18 protein-coding genes and 1 pseudogene are annotated in these 21803 nt (G+C 71.3%); 8 read left to right on the plus strand and 11 right to left on the minus strand.

Going from position 1 to position 21803, the window contains the following annotated elements; all coding sequences use genetic code 11:
- Positions 1-4 precede the first annotated feature (4 nt).
- Positions 5-418: a hypothetical protein gene (locus ACFY0T_RS20565; protein WP_388872236.1), complete on the plus strand. Its 414-nt coding sequence runs from the start codon at positions 5-7 to the stop codon at positions 416-418.
- Here ACFY0T_RS20565 and cyc2 read toward each other — a convergent pair.
- Positions 357-2564, minus strand: a complete 2208-nt coding sequence (gene cyc2, locus ACFY0T_RS20570) for a germacradienol/geosmin synthase Cyc2 (protein WP_388872239.1) — start codon at positions 2562-2564, stop codon at positions 357-359. The two genes, ACFY0T_RS20565 and cyc2, sit on opposite strands and share 62 nt — an antisense overlap.
- A 432-nt stretch (positions 2565-2996) precedes the next feature.
- On the opposite strand from cyc2, the pseudogene ACFY0T_RS20575 reads away from it, so the two are divergent.
- Positions 2997-3770: pseudogene (locus ACFY0T_RS20575) on the plus strand (alpha/beta fold hydrolase); the annotation flags it as partial.
- A gap of 170 nt (positions 3771-3940) precedes the next feature.
- The gene (locus tag ACFY0T_RS20580; protein WP_388872242.1) at positions 3941-5209 is read left to right on the plus strand and encodes a cytochrome P450; all 1269 of its coding nucleotides are present in this window, start codon (positions 3941-3943) and stop codon (positions 5207-5209) included.
- Here ACFY0T_RS20580 and ACFY0T_RS20585 read toward each other — a convergent pair.
- Together ACFY0T_RS20585 and ACFY0T_RS20590 are read right to left on the minus strand one after the other, a co-directional pair.
- Complete coding sequence (locus ACFY0T_RS20585; RefSeq protein WP_388872244.1) at positions 5202-6392, minus strand: damage-control phosphatase ARMT1 family protein; 1191 nt, start codon at positions 6390-6392, stop codon at positions 5202-5204. The genes ACFY0T_RS20580 and ACFY0T_RS20585 overlap by 8 nt on opposite strands.
- A gap of 89 nt (positions 6393-6481) precedes the next feature.
- Positions 6482-8269 carry a S8 family serine peptidase gene (locus ACFY0T_RS20590; RefSeq protein ID WP_388872247.1) on the minus strand — a complete coding sequence of 596 codons (1788 nt, stop codon included), beginning with the start codon at positions 8267-8269 and terminating at the stop codon, positions 6482-6484.
- Between the two features lie 464 nt (positions 8270-8733).
- Between ACFY0T_RS20590 and ACFY0T_RS20595 the strand changes: the two genes are divergently transcribed.
- Complete coding sequence (locus tag ACFY0T_RS20595; RefSeq protein WP_388872250.1) at positions 8734-9672, plus strand: lytic polysaccharide monooxygenase; 939 nt, start codon at positions 8734-8736, stop codon at positions 9670-9672.
- Between the two features lie 4 nt (positions 9673-9676).
- On the opposite strand, the gene ACFY0T_RS20600 is transcribed toward ACFY0T_RS20595, so the two are convergent.
- The gene (locus ACFY0T_RS20600) at positions 9677-10342 is read right to left on the minus strand and encodes a Tat pathway signal sequence domain protein (RefSeq protein WP_388872253.1); all 666 of its coding nucleotides are present in this window, start codon (positions 10340-10342) and stop codon (positions 9677-9679) included.
- A 562-nt stretch (positions 10343-10904) separates the two neighbouring features.
- Between ACFY0T_RS20600 and ACFY0T_RS20605 the strand changes: the two genes are divergently transcribed.
- The 3 genes from ACFY0T_RS20605 (at position 10905) to ACFY0T_RS20615 (ending at position 13357) form a co-directional block, all read left to right on the plus strand.
- Positions 10905-11564 carry a DUF6230 family protein gene (locus ACFY0T_RS20605; protein WP_388872256.1) on the plus strand — a complete coding sequence of 220 codons (660 nt, stop codon included), beginning with the start codon at positions 10905-10907 and terminating at the stop codon, positions 11562-11564.
- Positions 11564-11983, plus strand: coding sequence for a DUF6114 domain-containing protein (locus tag ACFY0T_RS20610; protein WP_388872259.1), 420 nt, complete (start codon positions 11564-11566; stop codon positions 11981-11983). The genes ACFY0T_RS20605 and ACFY0T_RS20610 overlap by 1 nt, the downstream gene beginning before the upstream one ends.
- Positions 11984-12112: 129 nt before the next feature.
- On the plus strand, positions 12113-13357 hold the full coding sequence (locus ACFY0T_RS20615) for a cytochrome P450 (protein ID WP_388872262.1): 1245 nt from the start codon (positions 12113-12115) through the stop codon (positions 13355-13357).
- A 34-nt stretch (positions 13358-13391) separates the two neighbouring features.
- Here ACFY0T_RS20615 and ACFY0T_RS20620 read toward each other — a convergent pair whose 3' ends face one another.
- Genes ACFY0T_RS20620 through ACFY0T_RS20640 form a run of 5 tightly spaced genes read right to left on the minus strand, consistent with a single transcriptional unit; the run spans position 13392 to position 17412 of the window.
- Positions 13392-14732 carry a cytochrome P450 gene (locus ACFY0T_RS20620; RefSeq protein WP_388872264.1) on the minus strand — a complete coding sequence of 447 codons (1341 nt, stop codon included), beginning with the start codon at positions 14730-14732 and terminating at the stop codon, positions 13392-13394.
- Positions 14729-15346, minus strand: coding sequence for an ATP/GTP-binding protein (locus ACFY0T_RS20625; protein ID WP_388872267.1), 618 nt, complete (start codon positions 15344-15346; stop codon positions 14729-14731). Before ACFY0T_RS20625 ends, ACFY0T_RS20620 begins: the two co-directional genes overlap by 4 nt.
- Positions 15324-15683 carry a DUF742 domain-containing protein gene (locus tag ACFY0T_RS20630; RefSeq protein ID WP_388872269.1) on the minus strand — a complete coding sequence of 120 codons (360 nt, stop codon included), beginning with the start codon at positions 15681-15683 and terminating at the stop codon, positions 15324-15326. The genes ACFY0T_RS20625 and ACFY0T_RS20630 overlap by 23 nt, the downstream gene beginning before the upstream one ends.
- On the minus strand, positions 15680-16093 hold the full coding sequence (locus tag ACFY0T_RS20635; protein WP_362017389.1) for a roadblock/LC7 domain-containing protein: 414 nt from the start codon (positions 16091-16093) through the stop codon (positions 15680-15682). Before ACFY0T_RS20635 ends, ACFY0T_RS20630 begins: the two co-directional genes overlap by 4 nt.
- Positions 16090-17412 carry an ATP-binding protein gene (locus ACFY0T_RS20640; RefSeq protein ID WP_388872272.1) on the minus strand — a complete coding sequence of 441 codons (1323 nt, stop codon included), beginning with the start codon at positions 17410-17412 and terminating at the stop codon, positions 16090-16092. The genes ACFY0T_RS20635 and ACFY0T_RS20640 overlap by 4 nt, the downstream gene beginning before the upstream one ends.
- Positions 17413-17627: 215 nt before the next feature.
- On the opposite strand from ACFY0T_RS20640, the gene ACFY0T_RS20645 reads away from it, so the two are divergent.
- Complete coding sequence (locus tag ACFY0T_RS20645) at positions 17628-18590, plus strand: AraC family transcriptional regulator (protein WP_388872458.1); 963 nt, start codon at positions 17628-17630, stop codon at positions 18588-18590.
- A gap of 86 nt (positions 18591-18676) precedes the next feature.
- Here ACFY0T_RS20645 and ACFY0T_RS20650 read toward each other — a convergent pair whose 3' ends face one another.
- Positions 18677-20080, minus strand: a complete 1404-nt coding sequence (locus tag ACFY0T_RS20650; protein ID WP_388872274.1) for a helix-turn-helix domain-containing protein — start codon at positions 20078-20080, stop codon at positions 18677-18679.
- A gap of 574 nt (positions 20081-20654) precedes the next feature.
- A complete protein-coding gene (locus ACFY0T_RS20655) occupies positions 20655-21668 on the minus strand; it encodes an alpha/beta hydrolase (RefSeq protein ID WP_388872277.1) in 1014 nt (337 codons plus the stop codon).
- Positions 21669-21803: the final 135 nt, after the last annotated feature.

Genomic DNA, 21803 nt, shown 5'->3' on the forward strand with positions numbered 1-21803 from the left:
TGACATGACCGATCACGCCCTCCGGCTGCTCCGGGAGAACCCTCACCTGGCCGAACTGGCCGTGTTCCCCTTCCACTTCGACCTGACCCGCGCGGACCACGTCGAGGACGTCATGCTGGCCTCGGACGGCCCGCTGCAGCCGATAGCGGGCGACGACACGGGCGGTACGTATTTCGTGTGCGCGGACGGTTCCGTGCTGTACGCCGATTCCGAGGGCTCGGCCGAGATCATCGGGGACAGCGTCGACGAGGCGCTGGAGATCCTGGTCGGACTACCCGGATGGCACGACGTCCATGAGATCACCGAGGCCGCCGCGGCACTCCTCGCGGAGCTCTCCGAGGCGGCCCGGACCAGTGTCAGACAGCAGCCGGAGACCCCCCTCGGACAGCAGCCGATACCGGGGTCCCCGGCCGGGTGAACGGCAGGGCGGGCGCCCGGTCCGGTACGAAGCCGTGGGCACGCCGGGCCAGGTCCGCCGCGCCGTAGCGGTGGCAGTCCTGGTGCCACTTCAGGATCCCGGCCATCCAGTTCTGCAGCTCCACGACATAGCCCTCCATGATCCCGCGCACCTCCTCCGAGAGCTTGAAATCCTCGTACAGGAGGGGCAGTTCACGGGCGGCGACGTGTTCGAACTGCTGCATGCGCTGGGTCATCAGGTCATGGATGACGCCCAGCGCGGTCGGGTAGTCGCAGCCGAAGAAGTTCTGCACGACGAGGATGCCGTTGTGGACCTCGCCCTCGTATTCGATCTCCTTCTGGTACGAGAAGACATCGTTCATGAGCATCGCGTAGTCGACGGCGGCGTTCTCCAACGACTGGACGGGGCCGCTGCGGTAGATCTCCGGTGGGACCTTCGGACCGTGGCCCAGGCGGCACAGGCCCATGGTGAGGTCGGCGCCGAAGGTGGCGCGGCGCATCTCCAGATAGTCGATGGGGTCGGGGATGCGGTGCTGGATCTGGTTGGACAGTTCCCACAGCCAGCTCTCCGTCATCACGTCCACCGCGGCCCGGAGCGTGCGCCGCTCGTCCGGGGTCATGGTGACGGTGGTGCGCTGCCACAGGTCGAGGAGGCCGTGCTCCATGCCGTTGACCGGCACGGGGGTCTCCTCGCCGTCGACGGGCATACAGGCCGACAGGCGTGCGGTGGTCAGCTTGGCGGCGGCCAGATCGCGACGGTTGCCGAAGACGAGCGGGTAGTAGTCGTCGCCGTAGGTGCCCCAGGCCAGCCACTGCGAGCCGAGGTCGAGGGCCTCCGCGGTCGCGTCCGGATGGAGACCGGCGGCGCACAGCGGCAGGTCGTAGGCGGCGAGCTTGTCCTCGTCCCAGACACCCTCCCGGAGCATGCCCATGGTGTGCATCCAGCCGGTGAGGCGGTCCCGGGCGCCCGGCAGATGCGGGCTGAGCCTCACCTGGAACGGCATGTGGAAGTCGGGGAGTTGGGACGGTCCGACCTTCTGGAAGGGGATGTGGGTGTACGCGCGCAGCCGCTCCGCCCCGGCTGCCGAGAGCAGGGCGCCGACGTCCACGGCGGACGTGCCGAAGGCGCCGACGCCGAACGGCCGCTCGCCCTCCAGCGCCCCCTCGTTCATGTAGCGGCTGGAGCGCAGATGCCACGCGTGGCCGCCCGACTGCCAGTCCTGCAGGCCCTTCGTGTACGCGGCGACCGCCGCGACCTCGTCCGGGGTGAGCCCCTTCTCCGCGGCCAGCCCGGGCACTTCGGTGAGGGCGGTGTGCTCGAACTGGTGGAGCCGCGAGGTGAGGATGTCGTTGACGGTCTCGGCGGCCTCCTGGGTGGTGCAGCCGAAGAAGGTCTCCAGGACGAGGACGCCGTTGCTGAGCTCGCCCTCGTCCTCGACCTCCCGCTGGTACGAGAAGAGGTCGTTGCGCAGATGCACACCGTCGGAGAAGGTCTCCATCAGCACTCGCAGGGGCCTGGATCCGGCCACGGAGGCGGGCACTTCGGCGGTCGCGTACTCGACGAGCCCCGCCGACCAGGGGGCGCCGCCCACCTTGCGGCGCATCTCGATGTACTCGACGGGGTTGGCGATCCGGCCTTCGTTGATGTTGGAGAGCTCCCACATCGACTCGTTCAGCAGGTGCTCGGTGGAGACGGCGAACCGTTCGCGCCAGTCCATCGACATCGCGGGCACCGTGCGCGCCCACAGGTCGGCGAGGCCGGCCTCGACCGGATTCTCCGGCTCCGGTACGGGAGTTGCGAGGTCCAGCGGCATGAAGAGGGGCAGTCGGTCCAGGTAGGCCTTGCCGCCGTCACGGTCCTGGCTGCGTTTGAAGGTCTCCAGGAAGTGGTCGTCGAAGAAGAACACCCACACGTACCAGTCGGTGATCAGCGAGAGCGCGGGTCCGTCGCAGTCGGGGTGCGTGTACGCGCACAGCAGCCCGTAGTCGTGTGCGTCGAGATCGGACTGTTCCCAGATGCCGGAGCCCTCCAGCATGCCCATGCCGCGGGCCCACTCGACCGAATGGGCCCGCGCCTCGTCGAGATGGGGGTTCAGCCGCGCGGGATACGGCATGTAGAAGTGCGGGAGTGCGAACGGCTGCGTCATGGCCGGGCCCTACCCATGGCCCCCCGGCGAGATCCGTCTGCCGGGACATGCTCACACCATCGCGTGAATCAGGGTACGAGCACGGTGCCTCGGCCGGCCTGTTCCTGCGCAACTACCTCGCCGTCGCACAGAGCGGGTGCCGCGCCGATCCGCTTGCGCGGGACGGTCTAAAGATCTCTAGCTCCGGCCGGGGAAGGATTCAGCCTGTCCGGCGTTTGAGGACGAGCGCGAAGCGCGTTACGGGGGTCAGCGGGGGCGAAGACCCCCAGGTACGGGACGGGTAGGGGCGGAGGGGGCGAAAAACCCTCCACGCTCCCCCTGGCGGGAGCAGCAGCGCGCCCGACGTCCGGGTCAGGGTGCCCGGGACCCACGCCACGGACGTGTCCCCGCACGCCCCTTGCCGACCCGCACCCGCCCGGTCACCGTGGTCGCATGACTTCCTTCGTGCTCCCCCATGAAGTGCACGGCGACGGCGCCCACAAGGTGTTCGCCGTGCACGGCTGGTTCGCCGACCGGTCCGCGTACGCGGCGGTGCTGCCGGATCTCGACCGCGCCGCGTTCCAGTACACGCTGGTCGATCTGCGCGGCTACGGGGAGGCGAAGGACGCGGTCGGCGCGTACACGACCGCCGAGGCGGCCGCCGATCTCGTCGAGCTGGCGGACCGGCTCGGCTGGGAGCGGTTCTCGGTGGTCGGCCACTCGATGGGCGGCGCCGTGGCCCAGCGCCTGTCGGCCCTCGCCCCGGACCGGCTGCGCCGTCTGGTCGGGATCTCGCCGGTGCCCGCGTCGGGGCTGCCGATGCCCGCGGACCAGTGGGAGCTGTTCGCCGACGCCGCGCACAAGCCCGGGAACCGGCGCGCCATCATCGACTTCACGACAGGCGGCCGCCGCCCCGCGATCTGGCTCGACCGGATGGTGGACCGCTCGCTCGCACTCAGCGACGCGAAGGCGTTCCGAGCCTGGCTGGACTCCTGGGCCGGGGAGGACTTCCACACCGAGGTCGAGGGGGCGAGGGTGCCCGCGCTGGCCGTGACGGGAGCGCTGGATCCCGCGCTCTCGGCGGGCCTGATGCGGGAGACCTGGCTGTCCTGGTATCCCCGCGGCGAGGTGCGTGAGCTGCTCGGGGCGGGCCATTACGCCATGGACGAGACCCCGTTGGAGGTAATCCGCGTGGTGGAGGACTTCCTCCGAGAGGACGACACCGGCGCAACCGCGGCCGGCCGCGCGGACGCACCCATGGCTCGGCACACTGAGGAATCGGTCGCACCCACGGCTGGGCGCACGGAGGAAACGGGCTCATCCACGACTGGGCTCGACGACCACTCCGCCCCACCCGCGGGCGCACCGGCCGGACCTGCGGGCGAGGGCGACCGCGCGTGAGCGTCGCGCGCGAGACCGCGCCGCCCGTGCCGGACGTCTTCGATCCACGGCGGTACGCCGATGGGGTCCCCCACGCCGCGTACCGCACCCTCCGCGACCATCACCCCGTCGCCTGGCAGCGGGAACCCGAGGTGCTCGGCTGGCCGGCGGGGCCGGGGTTCTGGGCGGTGACCCGGCATGCGGACGTCGTGCGGGTCCTCAAGGATTCCGCCACGTACTCCTCGTATCTCGGAGCGACACAGATTCGCGATCCGGACCCGGACGACCTGCCGTTCATCGGGCGCATGATGCTCAATCAGGATCCGCCGGGACATGGGCGGTTGAGGCGCCTGGTCAGCCGGGCGTTCACACCGCGCCGCGTCGACCACTTCGAGTCGGTCGCGCGCGAAAGAGCCCGTACGCTGCTCGGGCAAGCCGTGGAGCGGGCCCGCGCGGGCGACGGCACCTGCGACCTCGTCACCGCCGTGACCGACGACTACGCCCTGCTCAACCTCGCGGACCTGCTCGGCGTGCCGGAGCGCGACCGGGAGCTGCTGCTGCGCTGGACGCAGCGGGTCATCGGCTACCAGGACCCCGACGAGGCGGGTGAGCCCGTGCTCGACGCGCAGGGCCGGCCCGTCAATCCGCGCTCCCCGGCGATGCTGCGGGACATGTTCGCGTACGCGCACCAGTTGGCCATCCACAAGAAGAACCATCCCGGCGACGATGTGATGACCACCCTCGCGGCGGATCCCGAACTCTCCCCCGCCGAACTGGAGATGTTCTTCTTCCTGCTCACCGTGGCGGGCAACGACACCGTGCGCAGCGCGGCTCCCGGGGGCCTGCTGGCGCTGGCGGAACACCCGGACGCGTACGACGGACTGCGCGGAGGACGCCTCCAACTCGGCGCGGCCGTGGATGAGTTGCTGCGATGGCATCCTCCCGTCCTCACCTTCCGCCGTACGGCGGCCGTGGACACCGAGCTGGCCGGGCAGCGTCTCCGCGCGGGCGACAAGGTGGTCGTCTTCCATGCCTCGGCCAACCACGACGAGCGCGTCTTCGCCGACCCGCACCGGCTCGATCTCGCCCGCACCCCGAACCCGCACGTCTCCTTCGGCGACGGCCCGCACATCTGCCTCGGCGCCCACTTCGCCCGCCTGCAACTGCGCGTGCTCTACGAGGAGACGCTGCGCGCCCTGCCCTCACTGCGCACCGCCGGGCCTCCCCGACGTCTCGTCTCGAACTTCATCAACGGTCTGAAGTCGCTCCCACTGCAGGTCACTTGAGAGGTGACGGCCTCGCCTGGATCAGCGCATGCGTGCCACTCGTGCGCCAGCGCTGTTCCTCGGCGGCGACGAGTGCGGACTCGGTGCGGGGGTCGAGACCGACGATCACGTCCGACTTGAGGGTGCGCAGGGCGGCCACCGGGCCGGGGAAGTACGCGGTGGGGATCGCGAAGGGTGTGGTGGCGGGCCACAGCCGGTCGCCGATGAGGCGGCGGTAGTTCAAGTCCCCCTTCATGATCGTCACGTCGGCCTCGGCGAACTCCTGGCGAAGGTCGTCGGGCATGTCGGCGTACGGAAACGGGGCGCAGGAGAAGGGGTGGGCCCGCACCGTGAGGCGGCCGTCGGTCATGGCCGACCAGAGGCGATGGCCGGACTCGGCGGCGGCGCCCTTGGCGGCGGTGAGACGGCGCAGCGCGTCGAGCAGGTCCGCCGTTGTGGCGTCGGAGACGTAGTACGGGTACGGCTTGACGTGCAGGACGGCCCGTGCGACGCGGCCGTGGAGGAGGAGATGGTCGATCAGGAGCAGGTCGGGGATGAGCTCCCGGCCCGCGTTGTCAGCCACCAGGCAGAGAGTGCCTCCGGTGACGAGCGACCGCAGCACCTCGCTGTCGTTCGCGACGAGTGGGGAGTCGATCGCCGTTTCGCCGCCTGCCGTGCTCAGACGGAAGCCGAGGTCCGCGCGGTTGCCCCACAGGGAGCCGTGCAGCAGCGCCTCCTGCTGGTCCTCGACCGGCTGCCCGGCGAGTTCGTCCAGCGCGGCGAGCTCGTCGTCGGCCTCGGGGGTGTCGAGTTCGGCGAGTTTGAAGGGGCGGAAGGGGTCGATGCCTTTCCAGGGGCCGGGGGTGAAGTACCCGACGGCTTCCAGGAGTTGGCGGTAGAAGTAGCTCTCGGCCCACAGGAAGGGCACGTCGAACCAGGACCGGCCGAAGTACTCCCGGCCCCAGGCGTTCCACTGCGCGCGGTCCGCCGCCTGCGCGCCGAGCGGTTCGATGACACCCTCGGTGCTGTTCTTGAGCAGGGCGTCGAGCGCGCGGTGCTGTTCGGGGCCGTACGGGAAGGCGTCCCGGACCTTCCGGATGAGCGCCGGATGCCGCTCGGCCAGCACGCTCCAGGGGAACGAGCCCACGGCGTTGCTGAGGATCACGGGCGCGTCGGCGGGAGCCGGGGCTGAGGATTCGGGCATGCGGCTCACCGTACCGGCCGAGCAGAAGGGGCCGGCCGACACGTGTGCGCGTCGGACGGCCCCTCCCCCCGTAAAGCTCAACCGGTCTGCTAGAAGGTCAGCTTCCAGCTGTTGAGCGTGCCGGTGTCCTGCGCGGCCACGTCCTGGATGCGGAGCTTCCAGGTGCCGTTGGCGGCCTCGCTGGAGGCGTCGACCGTGTAGGTGGTGTTGACGTTGTCCGCGGAGTCCGAGGTGCTGGAGGACTTCAGGCGGTAGGTCGAACCGTCGGGCGCGACCAGGTCGATCACCAGGTCACCGCGGTAGGAGTGGGTGATGTCGACGCCGACCTTGAGCGTGGAGGGCGCGTTGCCGCTGCGGCCGCTGACGGCGATCGACGACTCGACGGCCGAGCCGGCGTCCGGGATCGACAGGGCGGTGGTGTTGGAGAAGGTGGTGCCGCCGCTCGACGCCACCGCCTGGACGGTCTTGGTCGCGTCCGCGAGTCCCGCGCCGCAGCCGCCCGAGCACGTGCCGGGCAGGGCACGGGCGTTGGTCTTGATGGCCGACTCGATCTGAGCCGGGGTCAGCGACAGGTTCGCCGACTTCATCAGCGCCACGAGGCCGACGATGTGCGGGGTGGCCATGCTGGTGCCCTGGTAGTACGCGTAGGACTCCGAAGACGGCGTCTTCGTACCGGAGTTGAGCGTGGACAGGATGCCGTTGGCGGTGCCAGTGCTCATCTCACCGCCGGGGGCCGCGATGTCGACGATCGAGCCGTAGTTGGAGTACGAGGCGCGGGAGCCGGTACGGCCGGTCGCGGCGACGGTGATGACGTTGCTGCAGCTCGCCGGGGAGTACTTGGAGGCGTTGTCGTTGTCGTTGCCCGCGGCCACGACGACGGTCGTACCGCGGTTCACGGCGGCGTTGATGGCGCTCTGGGTGGCGGAGGTGCAGGCACCCGAGCCACCGAGGCTCATGTTGATGACCTTGGCGACGTTGGTGTTGGCGGGGACGCCGGAGACGCTGCCGCCGGACGCCCAGGTGATGGCGTCGATGATGTCGGAGTCGTAGCCACCGCACTTGCCGAGGACGCGCAGCGGGGAGATCTTCGCGTTGTACGCGATGCCCGCGACGCCCTTGTTGTTGTTCGTGACCGCGGCGATGGTGCCGGCCACGTGGGTGCCGTGCCAGGACGAGTCGCTGGAGCCGGTGCCCGCGCCGCACTCGTCGGTGGCGTACCAGTCGCCCGGGTCGGCCGGGTTGCTGTCGCGCCCGTCGCCGTCGACCGAGACGGCCGTGTCGGAGATGAAGTCGTAGCCGCCGACGATGTTCGCGGCGACGTCGGAGTGCGCCACGTAACCGGTGTCGATGACGGCGACGGTGACGCCGCTGCCGGTGGAGGTGGACCAGGCCCCCGGGACGCGCATGCCGGCGGTGGACTCGAACAGGTCCCACTGCTTGCCGTACTCGGTGTCGTTCGGGTCCGCCTGCGGCTTGTTGAGGCGGTCCGGTACGACGTAGGCGACCTGCGGGTCGGCCTGGTACTGCGCGATGACGTCGGCGACGTCCGCCTTCTTGAGCTCGGCGCCGAGGTCGACGAGGGCCGCGCCGGTGCCGAGGCGGCGCTGGAAGTCGAGGTCCTCGCCGGCCTTGTCACCCTTGGCCCGGGCGTCGGCGTCGGCGGCCTTGTTGGACTTGGCCTCGGGGGCGCCGGACTTGTAACCGACGATCAGCCGCTCGGCGGGGGCGGCGGCCGCCTGGGCGGCGGGGGTGACCTGCACGTTCTCGGTGGCCGGATGGGCGGCGACCGTGGTGGTCATACCGGCCAGCAGCGCGGCGGATATCGCGGCGACGGACAGCAGCTTCCGTCTGGCATCGCGGGAGGGGGAGGGACGCAAGGGATTGCCTTTCGTGGCCGGCTCCGGGCAGCGCGATGCGGTGCGGAGGAGCGGACGATTCGCCTCGTCGTCGAAGCGGCGGGGGGTGCAAAACCAGAAAGCGGCGCGGTGGCCGGCCATGCGCGTGCGACCCGGTGAGGGGTTTCCTGTGGGCCGTCTGTGCTCGAACGATAGGCAAAGCGCAGGTAAGAGGGATACAGGGGAAACCCTCGATCTGGCCGGTAACCGACCCTCGAATGCGGGCAGTTGGCCGGGATGATGCCTTTTCGCACGGATCGCGGATCTGAACGCACGGCGCCGTGGCCCCGTACTTCACGGTGTTCCGAGCGAGGAGTAGGTCGCGGCCGCGCGCGGTGACCGACTCACTCGACCCACTCGATCCCATCGATCCGCTCGGATCCGCCCGATCCGCCCGATCGGATCCGCTCGATCCGCTTCGCCGACGCACCGAGGAGACCCACCGGATGACCGCCTACCGCACCGCCACCGCGGCCGCTGTCGCCCTGGCGGCTCCGTTGCTCCTCGCGACGTGGGCCGCGGGGCCCGCCCAGGCGCACGGCGCGCCGACGGATCCGGTCAGCCGGGTCGCGGCGTGCTCGCCCGAGGGCGGGAGCCTGATCCGGACAGCGGCCTGCAAGGCGGCGATCGCCGCGAACGGGGCGCCCTTCACGGCCTGGGACAACCTCCGGGTGGCGGGGGTCGGCGGCAGGGACCGCCAGGTGATCCCCGACGGGCAGCTGTGCAGCGGAGGCCTGCCCGCGTACAAGGGCCTCGACCTCGCCCGCGCGGACTGGCCGTCGACCCGACTGACCCCCGGCGGGAGCTTCACCCTCACGTACAGCTCGACGATCCCGCACACGGGGACCTTCAAGCTCTATCTGACCAAGCCGGGGTACGACCCGACCCGGCCCCTGAAGTGGTCCGACCTGCCGGCGCAGCCGTTCGCCACCGCCACCGATCCGGCTCTGGTGAACGGCGCCTACCACATCAAGGCCAAGCTGCCGTCCGACCGGACCGGCCGCCAGATGCTGTACACGATCTGGCAGAACTCGAGCACGACGGATACGTACTACTCGTGCTCGGACGTGGTGCTGTCGGACGGAAGCAAGGTGTCGACGCCCACGCGGAACAGCCGGAGCGCCGAGGCCGCCCAGAAGACGACGGCACCGGCGAAGCAGGCGCCCGCGACCACTCCTCCGCGGACGAGCACGTCACCGGCACAGTCGGCCGACTCGCCGACGCCGGTGACCACTTCACCGGCTCAGGAGACCGCGCCGGATCACCTTGCGCCCGCCGCTGACAGCACATCGGGCAGCAGCGCCGCGCTCCCCCTGGTCGCCGGGGGAACGGCGGCGCTCCTCCTCATCGCGGGCGTCGCCATCACCCTCCGACGGCGCCGCTGAGCGGTCAGTTGACGAAGACCGCCGGGCTGTCGGACTGGCCGGTGTCCGAGACGGGTGCGTACGTGGCGGTGAAGTAGCCGTTGCTGAAGCACAGGGACGAACCCGAGGTCTTCGTGAACTGCTGGTTGGTGAAGGCGATGCTGTTGTCCGTGTTGCTCGCCGTCCCGGACAGACTGGCCGCCTGGTAGACGCAGCTGATGCTGCCCAGCAGCGTGCGCAGCTTGACCGTGGTCTGAATCGTGGAGCCTGCGGCCGGAGTGACGGTGACGGTGCCGTCGGAGGCGACCGTGGTGGTGTACGGCAGGTTGTCGACCGTGATGCTCGTGACGCCGAGCACGCCGACGACGTTGCTCGTGCATGTGCTGCTGTCGAAGGTGTGCCCGGTGAGCGACTCGGTGGCCGTACCGGGGGCCGCCGGGTTGTCGACGACGGTGGCGGTGAAGGTCGACGACGAGCAGGAGACGCCGCTCGTGCCGGTGCTGCTGGAGTAGAGCGTGGCCGCGGTGCCGCTCGCCAGCGAGGCGCTGAGGACGTCCCCGGTGGCGACGGGGGTTCCGCCGGCGCCGCCGGTGGTGAGCACCGGGGTGTCGGCCGCGGAGGCGGGGGCGATCGCGGAGACCGAGAGTGCCGCGGCGACGCCGACGAGGGCAAGGAGGGATCGAGTACGCATGGGGGTGCCTCTTCTCCGAAGGGGGGTGCGGGGCCTGGGGCCGCTGCCGGTCCGTGACGCCTTCTCCGTACGCGACGGAACGGCAGCGGCAGCAGGGCAACCGGGCACGGCCCAAGGGGGGAAGGCGGCCGTGCCGGTGCCATGGGGGGGGTGGCGGGGTGAGGGATGGCGCGCCGCGCGTTCGGATGCGTCACATACGCCCCGCGACTGGCGGGGGCCGGGAGGGTGACATCGCCGCGCCGTGGATCCGGCGCCACGGATCCTTGGGAAACAAGGGAGAGTTGTAGACCCGATGGATGCTCAACGTCAAGGCACAGCAAGGAAGTTGAAGGTCAGGAAGGCCTCGCACTCACAGGCGGGACACAATCAACACCCTTTTCCCACAAGTCGCTTGACCCTCGAATGTAACCCCGGGTAACTTCCTCGGCGGCTACTGCGGCGTAACGGGAAAGCCCTTGCATCCTCCGGGAGTTGTGAGGAGCCGTGCGCCACAGCCGCTGTCCGCGCCAGGGCAACGAGCCGCCGAAGCCCCACCTGCATTGACTATGCCCAGGGAGCAGACATGGCCTCGTCCTCGGACGCCGCGGCGTCCACCGATTCCACCCCCGAAGACCTGGAGAGCGCTTCCGCGAGACGCGGGCGGGTCCGCCTGCGCCGTGCCGCCGTGATGGCGGTGCCCGCCACCGCGATCGCCGCGGGGCTGATGATCCTCACCGCCCAGGGCGCGCTGGGCGTCCAATTCGCCATCTCCGGCATGCCGTTCACGGTCACCGCGACAGATCTCAACGGCACGGGCTTCGAGCAGTTCGGCGCCCTCGACAACATGGCGGAGGGCAGTCCGAACGCCGGCGACACGGGCGGCCAGGTCCTGGTCGTCACCTCCGCGATCAAGAACGCGACGCTCACCAAGCTGTGCCAGAGCGTCGACCTGGGCGGTACGAACCTGCTCATCACCGCGGGCAGCGGCTCGGACAAGGTGCAGGCGACCCACCTGACGACCGACTCGACCGAGCTGTCGGGCGACGCGTCCTTCGACAACATCGAGATCGGCAACGACGCCAGCACGCTCACCAAGGCCGGGGTCCAGGGCCCCAAGGGCGTGTTCAGCCAGCAGGCCGACACCGTGCACATCGCGAACCTGCGGCAGACCAACTACGCCACCACGGCGGCGGTGTTCAAGCTCCCCGGTCTCAAACTCCGCTTCAGCGACACGGGTTGCTGATGTCCTCCGTCCGGAACCTGAGGTCCGGTTTCCGGCAGTGGCGCGCTCACCGCCCCTTCTGGGGCGGGCTGCTGCTCACCCTGGCCGGGGCGGAGATCCTCCTCACCGAGAAGGCGTCCCTGAAGGTCGTCATGCACATCGGCATGCAGGGAATGGCGGGCTATCTCCTGCCCACGGTGATGCTGCTCTGCGGACTGCTGATCCTCTTCAACCCGTCCCAGCGCCTCTTCTACTCCCTGCTCGGCATCCTCCTCTCCCTCGGCACCTGGCTCACCTCCAACCTCGGCGGCTTCCTCATCGGCCTCCTCCTCGGAGCCACCGGCAGCTGCCTCACCTTCGGCTGGCTCCCGGACCAGGAACCCCGCCGACGCCTGCTGCACCGCCGCGACCAGCAGCGGCGGGCGGCGACCGAGGCCTAGGAGCACTTGCGGGTACGCGCAGGGAAGTTGCCCGCGTACGCACCGAGCGCCAGGCGGTCTCGCTGGGGAACCGTACCCCCGCGTAGCGTGACGTGCCGTATTGACGTTCGAGTGCCAGGGAGGCTCCCGATGGGAAACCCAAGCCCCTTAGTGATAGACGCGACCGGCCGCGACATTCACGGAGAAGCCGCCCGCATCCGCGCCAGGGGCCCGGTGGCCCGGGTGGTGCTCCCCGGTGAAGTGGAGGCCTGGGCGGTCAGCAGTCCGGAGCTGCTCAAGCGGCTGCTGACCGATCCGCGGGTGTCCAAGGACGCCCGGCAGCACTGGCCCCGGCTCGCGAACGGGGAGATCACCCCGGACTGGCCGCTGTTCACCTGGGTCGCCGTGCAGAACATGTTCACCGCGTACGGCGGTGACCACAAACGTCTGCGCATTCTGGTCTCCAAGGCGTTCACCGCGCGCCGGACGGCCGCGCTCCAGCCACGGATCGAGGAGATCACCCGGCAGCTCCTGGACCGGATCGAGGAGGCCGGGCGCGATTCCCGGACCGTCGATTTGCGCGAGGAGTTCTGCTATCCGCTGCCGATCCAGGTGATCAGCGAGCTGTTCGGGCTGCCCGAGGAGCGGGGGCCGGTGCTGCGGAGTCTGGTGGACCGGCTCTTCGACACCTCCAGCGACCCGGGCGAGATGACCGCCGCCTACGAGCGGATGTACGCCCTGCTGGCCGAACTCGTCGCCTCCAAGCGGGAGTCGCCCGGCGACGACCTGACTTCCGGGCTGATCGCGGCCCGCGACGAGGAGGGCGACACCCGGCTGAGCGAGCAGGAGCTGCTCGACACCCTGGTGCTGATGATCAGCGCCGGGCACGAGACCACGGTCAACCTCATCGACAACGCCGTGCACGCCCTGCTCACCCACCCGGAGCAGCTGGCGCACGTCCGCGCGGGCCGCGCCACCTGGGACGACGTGATCGAGGAGACGCTGCGTGCGGACGCGCCGGTCGCGAGCCTGCCGCTGCGGTACGCAGTGGAGGACCTCCCGCTCGCCGAACTCGGCGGCCCGGACGCAGCCGTGATCGGCAAGGGCGAGGCGATCCTCGCCGCGTACGCCGCCGCCGGACGCGACCCCGAGCGGCACGGCAAGGACGCCGACCGCTTCGACGTCACCCGCGCCGACAAGGAGCACCTCGCCTTCGGCTACGGCGTGCACCACTGCCTCGGCGCCCCGCTGGGCCGACTGGAGGCCCGCATCGCGCTCCCGGCGCTCTTCGACCGGTTCCCGGGCCTCCACCTCGCGGTTCCCTCGGAGGAGTTGCGGCCGGTGGACTCCTTCATCTCCAACGGCCACCGCTCCCTTCCCGTACGCGTTTCGTAGCACCGCGGAGGGACCAGTCCCACCGCGGAAGGGCTCACTCCCCGCGCCACCACGCCAGCAGCCGTGCCCAGCCGCTCCTCGGGCGGTCGGGCACCTCGGTGGGCGGCTGCGTCACGGGCGCCGGGTCGGGCTGCGCGTGCGGCTGCCGCCCACTGTCGGGTCGTACGACCGCGGTGGCGGGCGGGAAGCGTACGGGCAGTGCGGCGAGCGCGCGGTGGAACGGGCCGGGGCGCCAGGCCAACTCCTCGACGGGCGCGGTAAGTTCGACGTCGGGGAGGCGGTCGAGGAGCTTCTCGACCGCGACCGCCGCGATCAGCCGGGCCGGGCTCTGCGCCGGGCAGTTGTGCGGGCCCGCACTCCATGCCAAGTGGGCGCGGTTTCCCGCCCGCTGATCGGCCGTCAGGGCCGGATCGGTGTTCGCGGCGGCGAGACTCACGACAAGCGGATCGCCCGCCCGCAGCAGCGTGCCCTCGTACACGACGTCGTGCATCGGGTAGTGCACGGCGTAGTTGGCCATCGGCGGGTCGGTCCACAGCACCTCGTCGAGGGCGTCCTCCACCGGCAGGCTGCCGCCGGACAGGTCGCCCGCGAAGCGGTCGTCGGACAGCAGCAGCCGCAGACTGTTCGCGATCAGGTTCTGCTGCGGCTCGGTGCCGGCGCCCATCAGCACGACGAGGGTGTGGATCATCTCCTCGTCGGTGAGCCCGGCGGGGTGCGCCATCAGCCAGGACGTCATGTCCTGCCCGGGCCTCGCCCGCTTCAGCGTGACCAGGTCGAGCAGGGTGGTGGTGAGCAGCTCGTTCGCCTTCTCGGCGTCCACCCCGTCGAAGATCCCGGACATGCCCTCGACCAGCCGGACACCGTAGTCGGCGGGGCAGCCGAAGAGGTGGTTGAAGACGAGCAGCGGCAGGACCTGCGCGTACTCGCCGAGCAGGTCCGCCGTGCCGAGCGGAGCGAACCGGTCGATGAGGGTGTCGGCGCTGCGCTCCACGTATCCGCGCAGCGTGTTCGGCTCCACCCGGGCCAGGCTGTCGGTGATCGCCCCGCGCAGCCGGCGGTGCTCCTCGCCGTCCGTGAACAGCGCGTTGGGCCGGTACATCATCATCGGCACGACCGGACTGTCCATCGGGACGGTGCCGTTGGCCAGGTCCTTCCAGCGGCGCGGGTCCTTGGAGAAGGTCTCCGGGCTGCGCAGGACGTGCAGGGCGGCGTCGTACGAGGTGACGAGCGTCGCCTGGACTCCGGGTGCCAGTTCCACGGGAGCGGTCGGTCCGAGCCTCCGCAGCCGCTGGTAGACGGCGGCCGGGTCGGCCGCGAACTCCGGGCCGTGCAACGGCTCGTGGAAGGGGCAGCCCGGTGGGGGTACGGCGGTCACGCGTGCTCCAGTTCGCCTGGGCGGCTTTCGCCGGTGCGGGTCAGCAGATGTTCGACGAGGGCGATCAGCGCCTCGGTGGACGAGACGCGGTCACGGGCGTCGCAGCGTACGAGCGGCGTCGAGGGCAGCAGGTCGAGGGCCTCGCGCACCTCGTCCAGATCGTGTGCGGGTGCGTCGTCGAAGTCGTTCAGGGCGACGGCGTACGGCAGGCCCAACTCCTCCAGTACGCCCATGACTTCGAAGGACTGGTCCAGGCGGCGGGTGTCGGCCAGGACGAGCGCGCCGAGCGCTCCCCGTGTCATGTCCTGCCACAGCTCGGTGAAGCGCTGCTGCCCCGGAGTGCCGAACAGGTACAGCACCAGGGCGTCGTTGAGGGTGAGGCGGCCGAAGTCGAGGGCGACCGTCGTGGTCGTCTTGTCCTTCGTACCGGCCAAGTCGTCGACGAGGGCGCCTGCTTGGGTCATGACCTCCTCGGTGCGCAGCGGCCGTATCTCGGAGAGCGCGCCGACGAAGGTGGTCTTGCCGACCGCGAAGTGGCCCACGATCAGCAGCTTGACCGCGGTCTGCACCCCCTCGCGCAGATACATGGCTTCAGAGGCGGGCGCGGAGCCCATCGAGCACCTCCTGGAGGATGCGGGTGTCGGAAGGGCGGGCGGAGGGGATCGGCGCGCGGGTGACGATGTGACCGCTGTCCATCAGGTCGGCGATCAGCACCTTGGTGACGCTGACCGGCAGCTCCAGATGCCCGGCCACCTCGGCGACCGACAGCGCTCCTGGCCTGCACAGCTCCATCAGCCGGCGCTTCTCCGGGCTCAGGCCGGTCAGCGGCAGATCGTCGGCGGCGATCAGCAGCGTGACGAGGTCGAGGGTGTTGCGGGACGGGTGGGCGCGGCCGTCCGTGACGACGTACGACCGCACCAGCCGCTCTCCGGGACGGCGCCGGGGCGTCATGCCGGACTGCCGGTGTCCTGCCGGGCCGGGCTGGTCAGCTCCTTGCCGAGCCGGTCGACCAGCTTGTGCATGCGGTAGGTGACCGCCTCCATGTCCACGTTCTCGGTGGTGGACACCGCAAGGTAGGCGCCCTCACCCGCGGCGACGAGGAAGACGTACCCGTGCGCGAACTCGATCAGGGTCTGCCGCCACGGTGTGTGCGGGCTGCCGCAGAACTCGGCTGTGCTGCGGCTGATCGACTGCACCCCGGACAGGCCCGCGGCCAACCGCTCGGCGTCGTCGCGGTCGATGTCCGCGGAGTGGGCCCGGAGCATGCCGTCGGCGGACAGCAGGATCGCGTGCCGCGCCTCCGGCACCTTCAGGACCTCGTCGAGCATCCACCCCAGCTCGTTGGTCATGGGCGCGATCATCCCTGTGTGTTCCCTTCGTTCTCGTGGGGGGCTTCGTCGGCGTCGGGGGCGTCCTGGGCGGCCCGGCCGAAGCGGGTGCCGCGCGCGAACGCGCCCATGCGCCGGGCGTTCTCCTCGGCCGACCGGCCGCCGGCCTCCTCGGCCGGGAGGGCGGCCGGCTCTGCGGCGGTCGCCGGCGCCTGGGGTGCGCGGCGGCGCCGCTTGGGCAGTCCTCCGGCCGTGGTGGCCTCCGCGGGCTCGGTCGTACGAGGGGACGTACGAGTCGTTGTACGAGCGGGCGTCGGTGTCGGCTCGGCCGGTGGCGGCACGTCCTCGACCGTGTCCACGTGGGTGAGCAGGGCCGCCGGTACGAACACGACGGCGCGGACACCGCCGTACGGCGAGCGCGTGTCCACGGAGACGCTGAAGCCGTAGCGCGCGGCGAGCACGCCGATGACGGCGAAGCCGAACTGGGGCGGGTCGTCGAGACGGGTGACGTCCACCGCGTGCCGGCCGGACAGCAGCGCGGCGGCGTGCTCCGTCGCCTGCCCGTCCATGCCGACGCCCGCGTCGTCGATGATCACGCAGGCGCCGTTGTGCACCGACTGGACGTTGACCTCGACGTTGGTGTTGGGCTGCGAGTGGCGTGCCGCGTTGTCCAGCAGCTCGGCGACCGCGAGGACCACCGGTTCCACGGCGCGGCTCTCGACCGCGATGTCCACCTGTCCATTGATCCGGATGCGCCGGTAGTCGCGGATGCGGGAGGTCGCGCCGCGGACGACCTCGATCAGCGCGGAGGTGGACCGCTGCCGTCCGGGCCAGGAGCCGCACAGCACGGCGATGGCCTGGGCCCGACGGCCGAACTGGGCATTGGTGTGGTCGATTTCGAGGAGATCGCGCAGCACGTCGGGGTGGTCGTGCCGGTCCTGCATCTCGGAGATGGACACCTGCTGCTCGTTGGCGAGGGCCTGGATGGAGCGCATCGACGCCTTCAGGGCGGCCTTCGCGGACTGGTCGGCGCGGGACTGCGCGTGCTCCACGGCGCCGGAGAAGCGCTCAAGAACGCTGTCGAGGCACTTCGCGAAGTCCGTGTCGGCCAGCCGGGCGTCGAGCAGACCGACGGCCGGAGCGGTCTGGTGCGGGGCCTCCTCGAGGGCGGGCAGCCGGACCGCGACCAGATGGCGCAGCTCCTCGTCCCGGGCCCGCACTCCGTCCGCCAGCTCGGCGGTCCGTCTGCGCTGCCGCCCGGTGATGCCGTGCTGGCGCAGCAGCAGCACGGTGACGGCGAGCAGTCCGACGGCCAGGCACCAGAACGCCGCCTCCGGTATCCGTTCGGTCATGGGTCCTCAAGTCCTCGTATGCATATGTGCGTTGAAGGGGTGGGAGGTGGAAGGGAGAGGGGTGGGGCGCGAGTGGGCGCGGCGCACGACGGTAGCCGCGCGCCCGCGCCCGCGCTTGCCCCGGCGCGCAAGGAAGTTGTTGTCATGCGCACGGGCTGTGTGCACTAGGCTGACGGCGCGTAACTGTGGCCAGCAGTACGGGAGTTGAGGTGTCATTGCCGGCGGGAAGCTACCTCGTGGAATCACAGTCGACCGGTGAGGTGGATCCGCGCGAGCGGACCGACTTCTGGAGCGAGCACATCGGGTCCTACCAGTCCCGGATGGGCTACCGGTACGCCCGCACCGACAACTTCCGCGGCGAGACGGTCCGCCAGCGCACCGAGACCTACCAGCTCGTCAGATTCCGGTCCGACGAGATCGAGTACAGCAGAACCGCGGGGCAGCTCCGGGAGGACCCCGACGAGGACTACCGCCTACTGCTTCCGCTCACCGGCGAGATCGTCCTGCGCCAGGACGGTCAGGAGGCACGGCTGACGCCGGGGACCGGCACGCTCGTCTCCTTCGGATCCCCCTTCGAGTGCCTCCAGGACGCGTCCACACAGGCGTTCATCTTCACGATCCCGGCCCGCGAGGTGGACGGCCCGCTGAACCGCAAGTCGCCGCTGGCCACCGGGCTCGACCTGAGCAGAGGCCTCGGCCGGGTGGTCGGCTCCATGCTGAACGACCTCTACACCGAGCGGGAGCACCTCACCGACCCCCAGTTCAACGCCGTCTCCGACCGCATCGTCGAGCTGCTGTGCATGCTCGCCACCGGCGACGACCGCCCGGACGGATCCAGGCACCTCACCGACGTCGAGACCATGGTCCGCCGCTACGTCCGCGAGCACGCCGCCGACCCCGCCCTCACCGGTACGTCGATGGCCCACGCCCTCGGCTGGTCCCTCCGCCAGATCCAACTGGCCCTGCAACGCGCGGGCACCACCCCCCGCGACCTGATCCGCGAAGAACGCCTCCGCCTCGTCCGCGAGCGCCTCCAGTGCGGCGACTGCGAACACCTGACGATCACCGACCTCGCGTACACCTCGGGCTTCTCCTCGGCGAGCGCACTGAGCACGGCGTTCCGACAGCGGTTCGGGGTGAGCCCTCGGGAGATGCGGTACAGGGGGAAGCGGCCGTAGGGCTCCCGCGACGCATGGTCGCGGGCTGCGGGACGACGGGGCGACGGGGCGACGGGGCGACGGGGCGACGGGGCGACGGGGGGCGTTTACGCCGAGGGTGCCGCCTGTCCCGTCCCGGTGTCCGCCGGGGTGCGTCGCAACTTCCGTACAGCAAGGGCAAGTTGCAGACGCAGTCGGCCCTGGGGCGCGTGTACGTCCCAGCCCAGGATGTGCTCGGCCTGTGCGAGGCGTTCCTGGAGGGTTGAGTGATGCACCGTCAGTTCGGCTGCCGCGGCGCGCAGACTGGGGGCGGCGGCCACGGCGTGGAGCGTGGCGGCCGCCCAGGGAGCCTCGGCCAGGGCGCGTTCCACGGCGAGTACGTCGGGAATCGGCGGGGTGCCCGGGCCCACGGCGGTGGCGAGCAGGGCCAGACCGCCGAGCTCCTCGGCGTACACCGTGCGCGCCCCGGGATCCTGTGCGGTGCCCTCGGCGGTCAGCCGGAGCGCGGTCCTGGCGGCCGCCCACGAGTGCGGGAGCTCGGCGGGCTCGACGGCCGGCCCTACCCCGGCCCGCCGTGTCTCGGATACGCGCCGACCGGCGGCCACGATCTCCGCACCGCCCTCATGGAACGCCACCGCCCGCACCAACTCACCTTGCTTGAGCCCCAGTTGTGCCGCAGCATGCCTCCGCGCGGCCTGCGGCGCGGACGCGTCCAGCACCACCTCCACCAGCGCTGGATCGTGCGTCGCGGGTACAGCCGGGGGCGCCCACCCGCGCGTACGGTCCATGACATCCCGTACGGCACGCGCCGCCCGCTCCAGGATCATGGCCTGCACACCGTCGGGCGGCCCGGGGCGCTCCAGCCAGAGGGCGGCCGGGGTTTCCGGGACAGCTGCGGGGGCTGTGTCCGGCGGCGGGGATGCGGGGGTGGCCAGCGCTGGGGGCGCGACAGAGGCGGTGGCCGGCACCGGGGGTGCGACGGAGGGGGTGGCTGGCGGCGCGGACGCAACGGAGGCTGTACCCGGCAACGCGGACGCGACGGACGCTGTACCGGGCACCGCGGACGCGACGGACGCTGTACCGGGCACCGCGGACGCGACGGAGGCGGTGGCTGGCGGCGCGGACGCAACGGAGGCGGTACCCAGCGCCGGGGCCGCGGCAGAGGCGGTACCCAGCGCCGCGGACGCAAGAGAGGCGGTGTCCAACGCCAGGGACGCGGCGGAGGCGGCATCCGGCGCCGCGGACGCGACGGGCTTCAGCGGCACCCATGGCCACGCCGGGTCGACCGGCCCGGCGGAGTCGTCGCGCCGTCCGTCCGGCGTCACCCGGACCCGTACGCCGCGCCGCTCGTCGATCAGCCGGGCAGTGCAGCCGGACAGCACGGCGGCGCCGCGCACCAGGGCCTCCAGGCCGACCCGGCCCTCCGTCAGGCGGTCGAAGTACGCGATGACCTGCAACGCGGCCCCCGCGTCCGGGTCGAGCGCCGCGAGCCGTCCTGCCAGCTCTTTCACAGGCACCATCCTGCGACCGGGGCCCCGTCCTGCCAAGCGCCGGGGCCGGCGCGCAAGGCGGCGGGCCCGCCGGTCGGACGTCCAGGAGCCGATGCAGCCAAGGGGGGCGAGGCGGCCGACGCGGGCGGATTCGCCGGTTCGCCGCCCGGAAAGCGGTGCAGCCGACGCGGGGAGGCGGAGGCCCGCCGGCCAGACACACGGAGGCCGGCGGAGCTCGCGCGGGCCGACCCGCGGCGTGGGAGGAACGCCATGGCGGTACGGCGGCGCGGAGACGAACGCCACGGCGGCGATACTGCGGCACGGGCACCAACGCCACAGCCGTACGGCGGCGCGGAGACGAACGCCACGGCGGCGATACGGCGGCACCGGCACCAACGCCACGTCCGATCAGGCATCAGCAGCCGGCGCAGCCCGCGCAGGCGGGCGAGCGCGGCCAGACACCGCATCGAGCAGCCATCGTGGCCCCGCACACCGGCCCGCTATCACGCACCCACAAGCAGGCGCAGCCCACGCAGCCCACGCAGACCCGACCACCGATCGGACAACCGGCAGGCGCCCCGGGTCAATCCGCCGGTCAGATTCCCAGCAGCCGCCGCAGCCAGCGGAGCCTCGTCGCCCGGCTCTCCTGGGCCAGGGGGACCTGGGGGGCGAACATCTCGAAGCCGTGGAAGGCGCCGGGCCAGACGTGGAGCTCGGCGCGGCCGCCCGCCTGCCAGAGGCGGTCGGCGTACGCGATGTCCTCGTCGCGGAAGGTCTCCGCGGAGCCGACGTCGATGAAGGCCGGGGGCAGCCCGGACAGGTCGGCCGCCCGGGCCGGGGCCGCGTACGGCGAGACGTCGGGACCGCCGCACGCCTCCCCGAGCAGGGCGCCCCAGCCGGTCGCGTTGGCCGTGCGGTCCCAGACGCCGAGCCCGGCCATCTGGCGGCCGGAGAGCGAGTCGTTGCGGTCGTCCAGCATCGGGCACATCAGCATCTGGCCGATCAGCTCGGGCCCGCCCTGGTCCCGCGCCAGCAGCGCGAGGGCCGCGGCGAGTCCGCCCCCGGCGCTGGCCCCGGCGACGAGGAGACGGTCGGGATCGACTCCAAGCTCCTCGGCATGCGCGGCCGTCCACACCAGACCCGCGTAGCAGTCCTCGACCGGTGCCGGATGCGGGTGCTCGGGGGCGAGCCGGTACTCCACCGACACCACCGTCAGGCCCAACTCCTCGGCCCAGTCGAGCGCTTCGGTCACGCCCATCCGGTTGTCACCGAGGATCATGCCGCCGCCGTGGATGTAGTACACGGCAGGCAGCGGTGTGCTCGCGCCGGTCGGCCGGCAGATGAGCAACGAGATGTCCGGCGCGCCCGCGGGCCCCGGCACCGACCGCTCCTCGACCTGGAAGGCTCCGTCCCGGCGCAGCTCCTCGTCCGAGGGCCGCATGTGGTTCGTGCCCTCCCGCAGCGCGGGGATCAGCTCCGCCGTGAAACCGGAGGGAATTTCCTCCGCGAGCAGTTCCAGCGCGGCGGCCAGCTCCGGGTCGAAGGGCGGCGGCGGGGGGACCTGCTCGGTGTCTGCCAGGGGTGCGGAGATCGTCGGCTCGGCGGTCATGGCGGCTCCTCGCATCACGGCCACTGCGGTGTGACCAGTGCGTTCATGGTGCCCGGCGGGTCGACTGCAGGGTACGCGCCGTTCGGCGGGAATCCCCCGCCGAACGGCGGGGCCGCCTCACAGGATTTCCACCGC

Origin of the sequence: Streptomyces sp. NPDC001530 (genome assembly GCF_042894545.1) — a bacterium.
GTDB lineage: Bacteria > Actinomycetota > Actinomycetes > Streptomycetales > Streptomycetaceae > Streptomyces.

Coding starts and splice junctions, on each gene's coding strand:
- ACFY0T_RS20565 (WP_388872236.1), top strand. CDS start 5: ATGACCGATCACGCCCTCCGGCTGCTCCGGGAGAACCCTCACCTGGCC.
- cyc2 (WP_388872239.1), bottom strand. CDS start 2,564: ATGACGCAGCCGTTCGCACTCCCGCACTTCTACATGCCGTATCCCGCG.
- ACFY0T_RS20585 (WP_388872244.1), bottom strand. CDS start 6,392: ATGCCCGAATCCTCAGCCCCGGCTCCCGCCGACGCGCCCGTGATCCTC.
- ACFY0T_RS20595 (WP_388872250.1), top strand. CDS start 8,734: ATGACCGCCTACCGCACCGCCACCGCGGCCGCTGTCGCCCTGGCGGCT.
- ACFY0T_RS20600 (WP_388872253.1), bottom strand. CDS start 10,342: ATGCGTACTCGATCCCTCCTTGCCCTCGTCGGCGTCGCCGCGGCACTC.
- ACFY0T_RS20605 (WP_388872256.1), top strand. CDS start 10,905: ATGGCCTCGTCCTCGGACGCCGCGGCGTCCACCGATTCCACCCCCGAA.
- ACFY0T_RS20610 (WP_388872259.1), top strand. CDS start 11,564: ATGTCCTCCGTCCGGAACCTGAGGTCCGGTTTCCGGCAGTGGCGCGCT.
- ACFY0T_RS20615 (WP_388872262.1), top strand. CDS start 12,113: ATGGGAAACCCAAGCCCCTTAGTGATAGACGCGACCGGCCGCGACATT.
- ACFY0T_RS20625 (WP_388872267.1), bottom strand. CDS start 15,346: ATGGGCTCCGCGCCCGCCTCTGAAGCCATGTATCTGCGCGAGGGGGTG.
- ACFY0T_RS20630 (WP_388872269.1), bottom strand. CDS start 15,683: ATGACGCCCCGGCGCCGTCCCGGAGAGCGGCTGGTGCGGTCGTACGTC.
- ACFY0T_RS20635 (WP_362017389.1), bottom strand. CDS start 16,093: ATGATCGCGCCCATGACCAACGAGCTGGGGTGGATGCTCGACGAGGTC.
- ACFY0T_RS20640 (WP_388872272.1), bottom strand. CDS start 17,412: ATGACCGAACGGATACCGGAGGCGGCGTTCTGGTGCCTGGCCGTCGGA.
- ACFY0T_RS20655 (WP_388872277.1), bottom strand. CDS start 21,668: ATGACCGCCGAGCCGACGATCTCCGCACCCCTGGCAGACACCGAGCAG.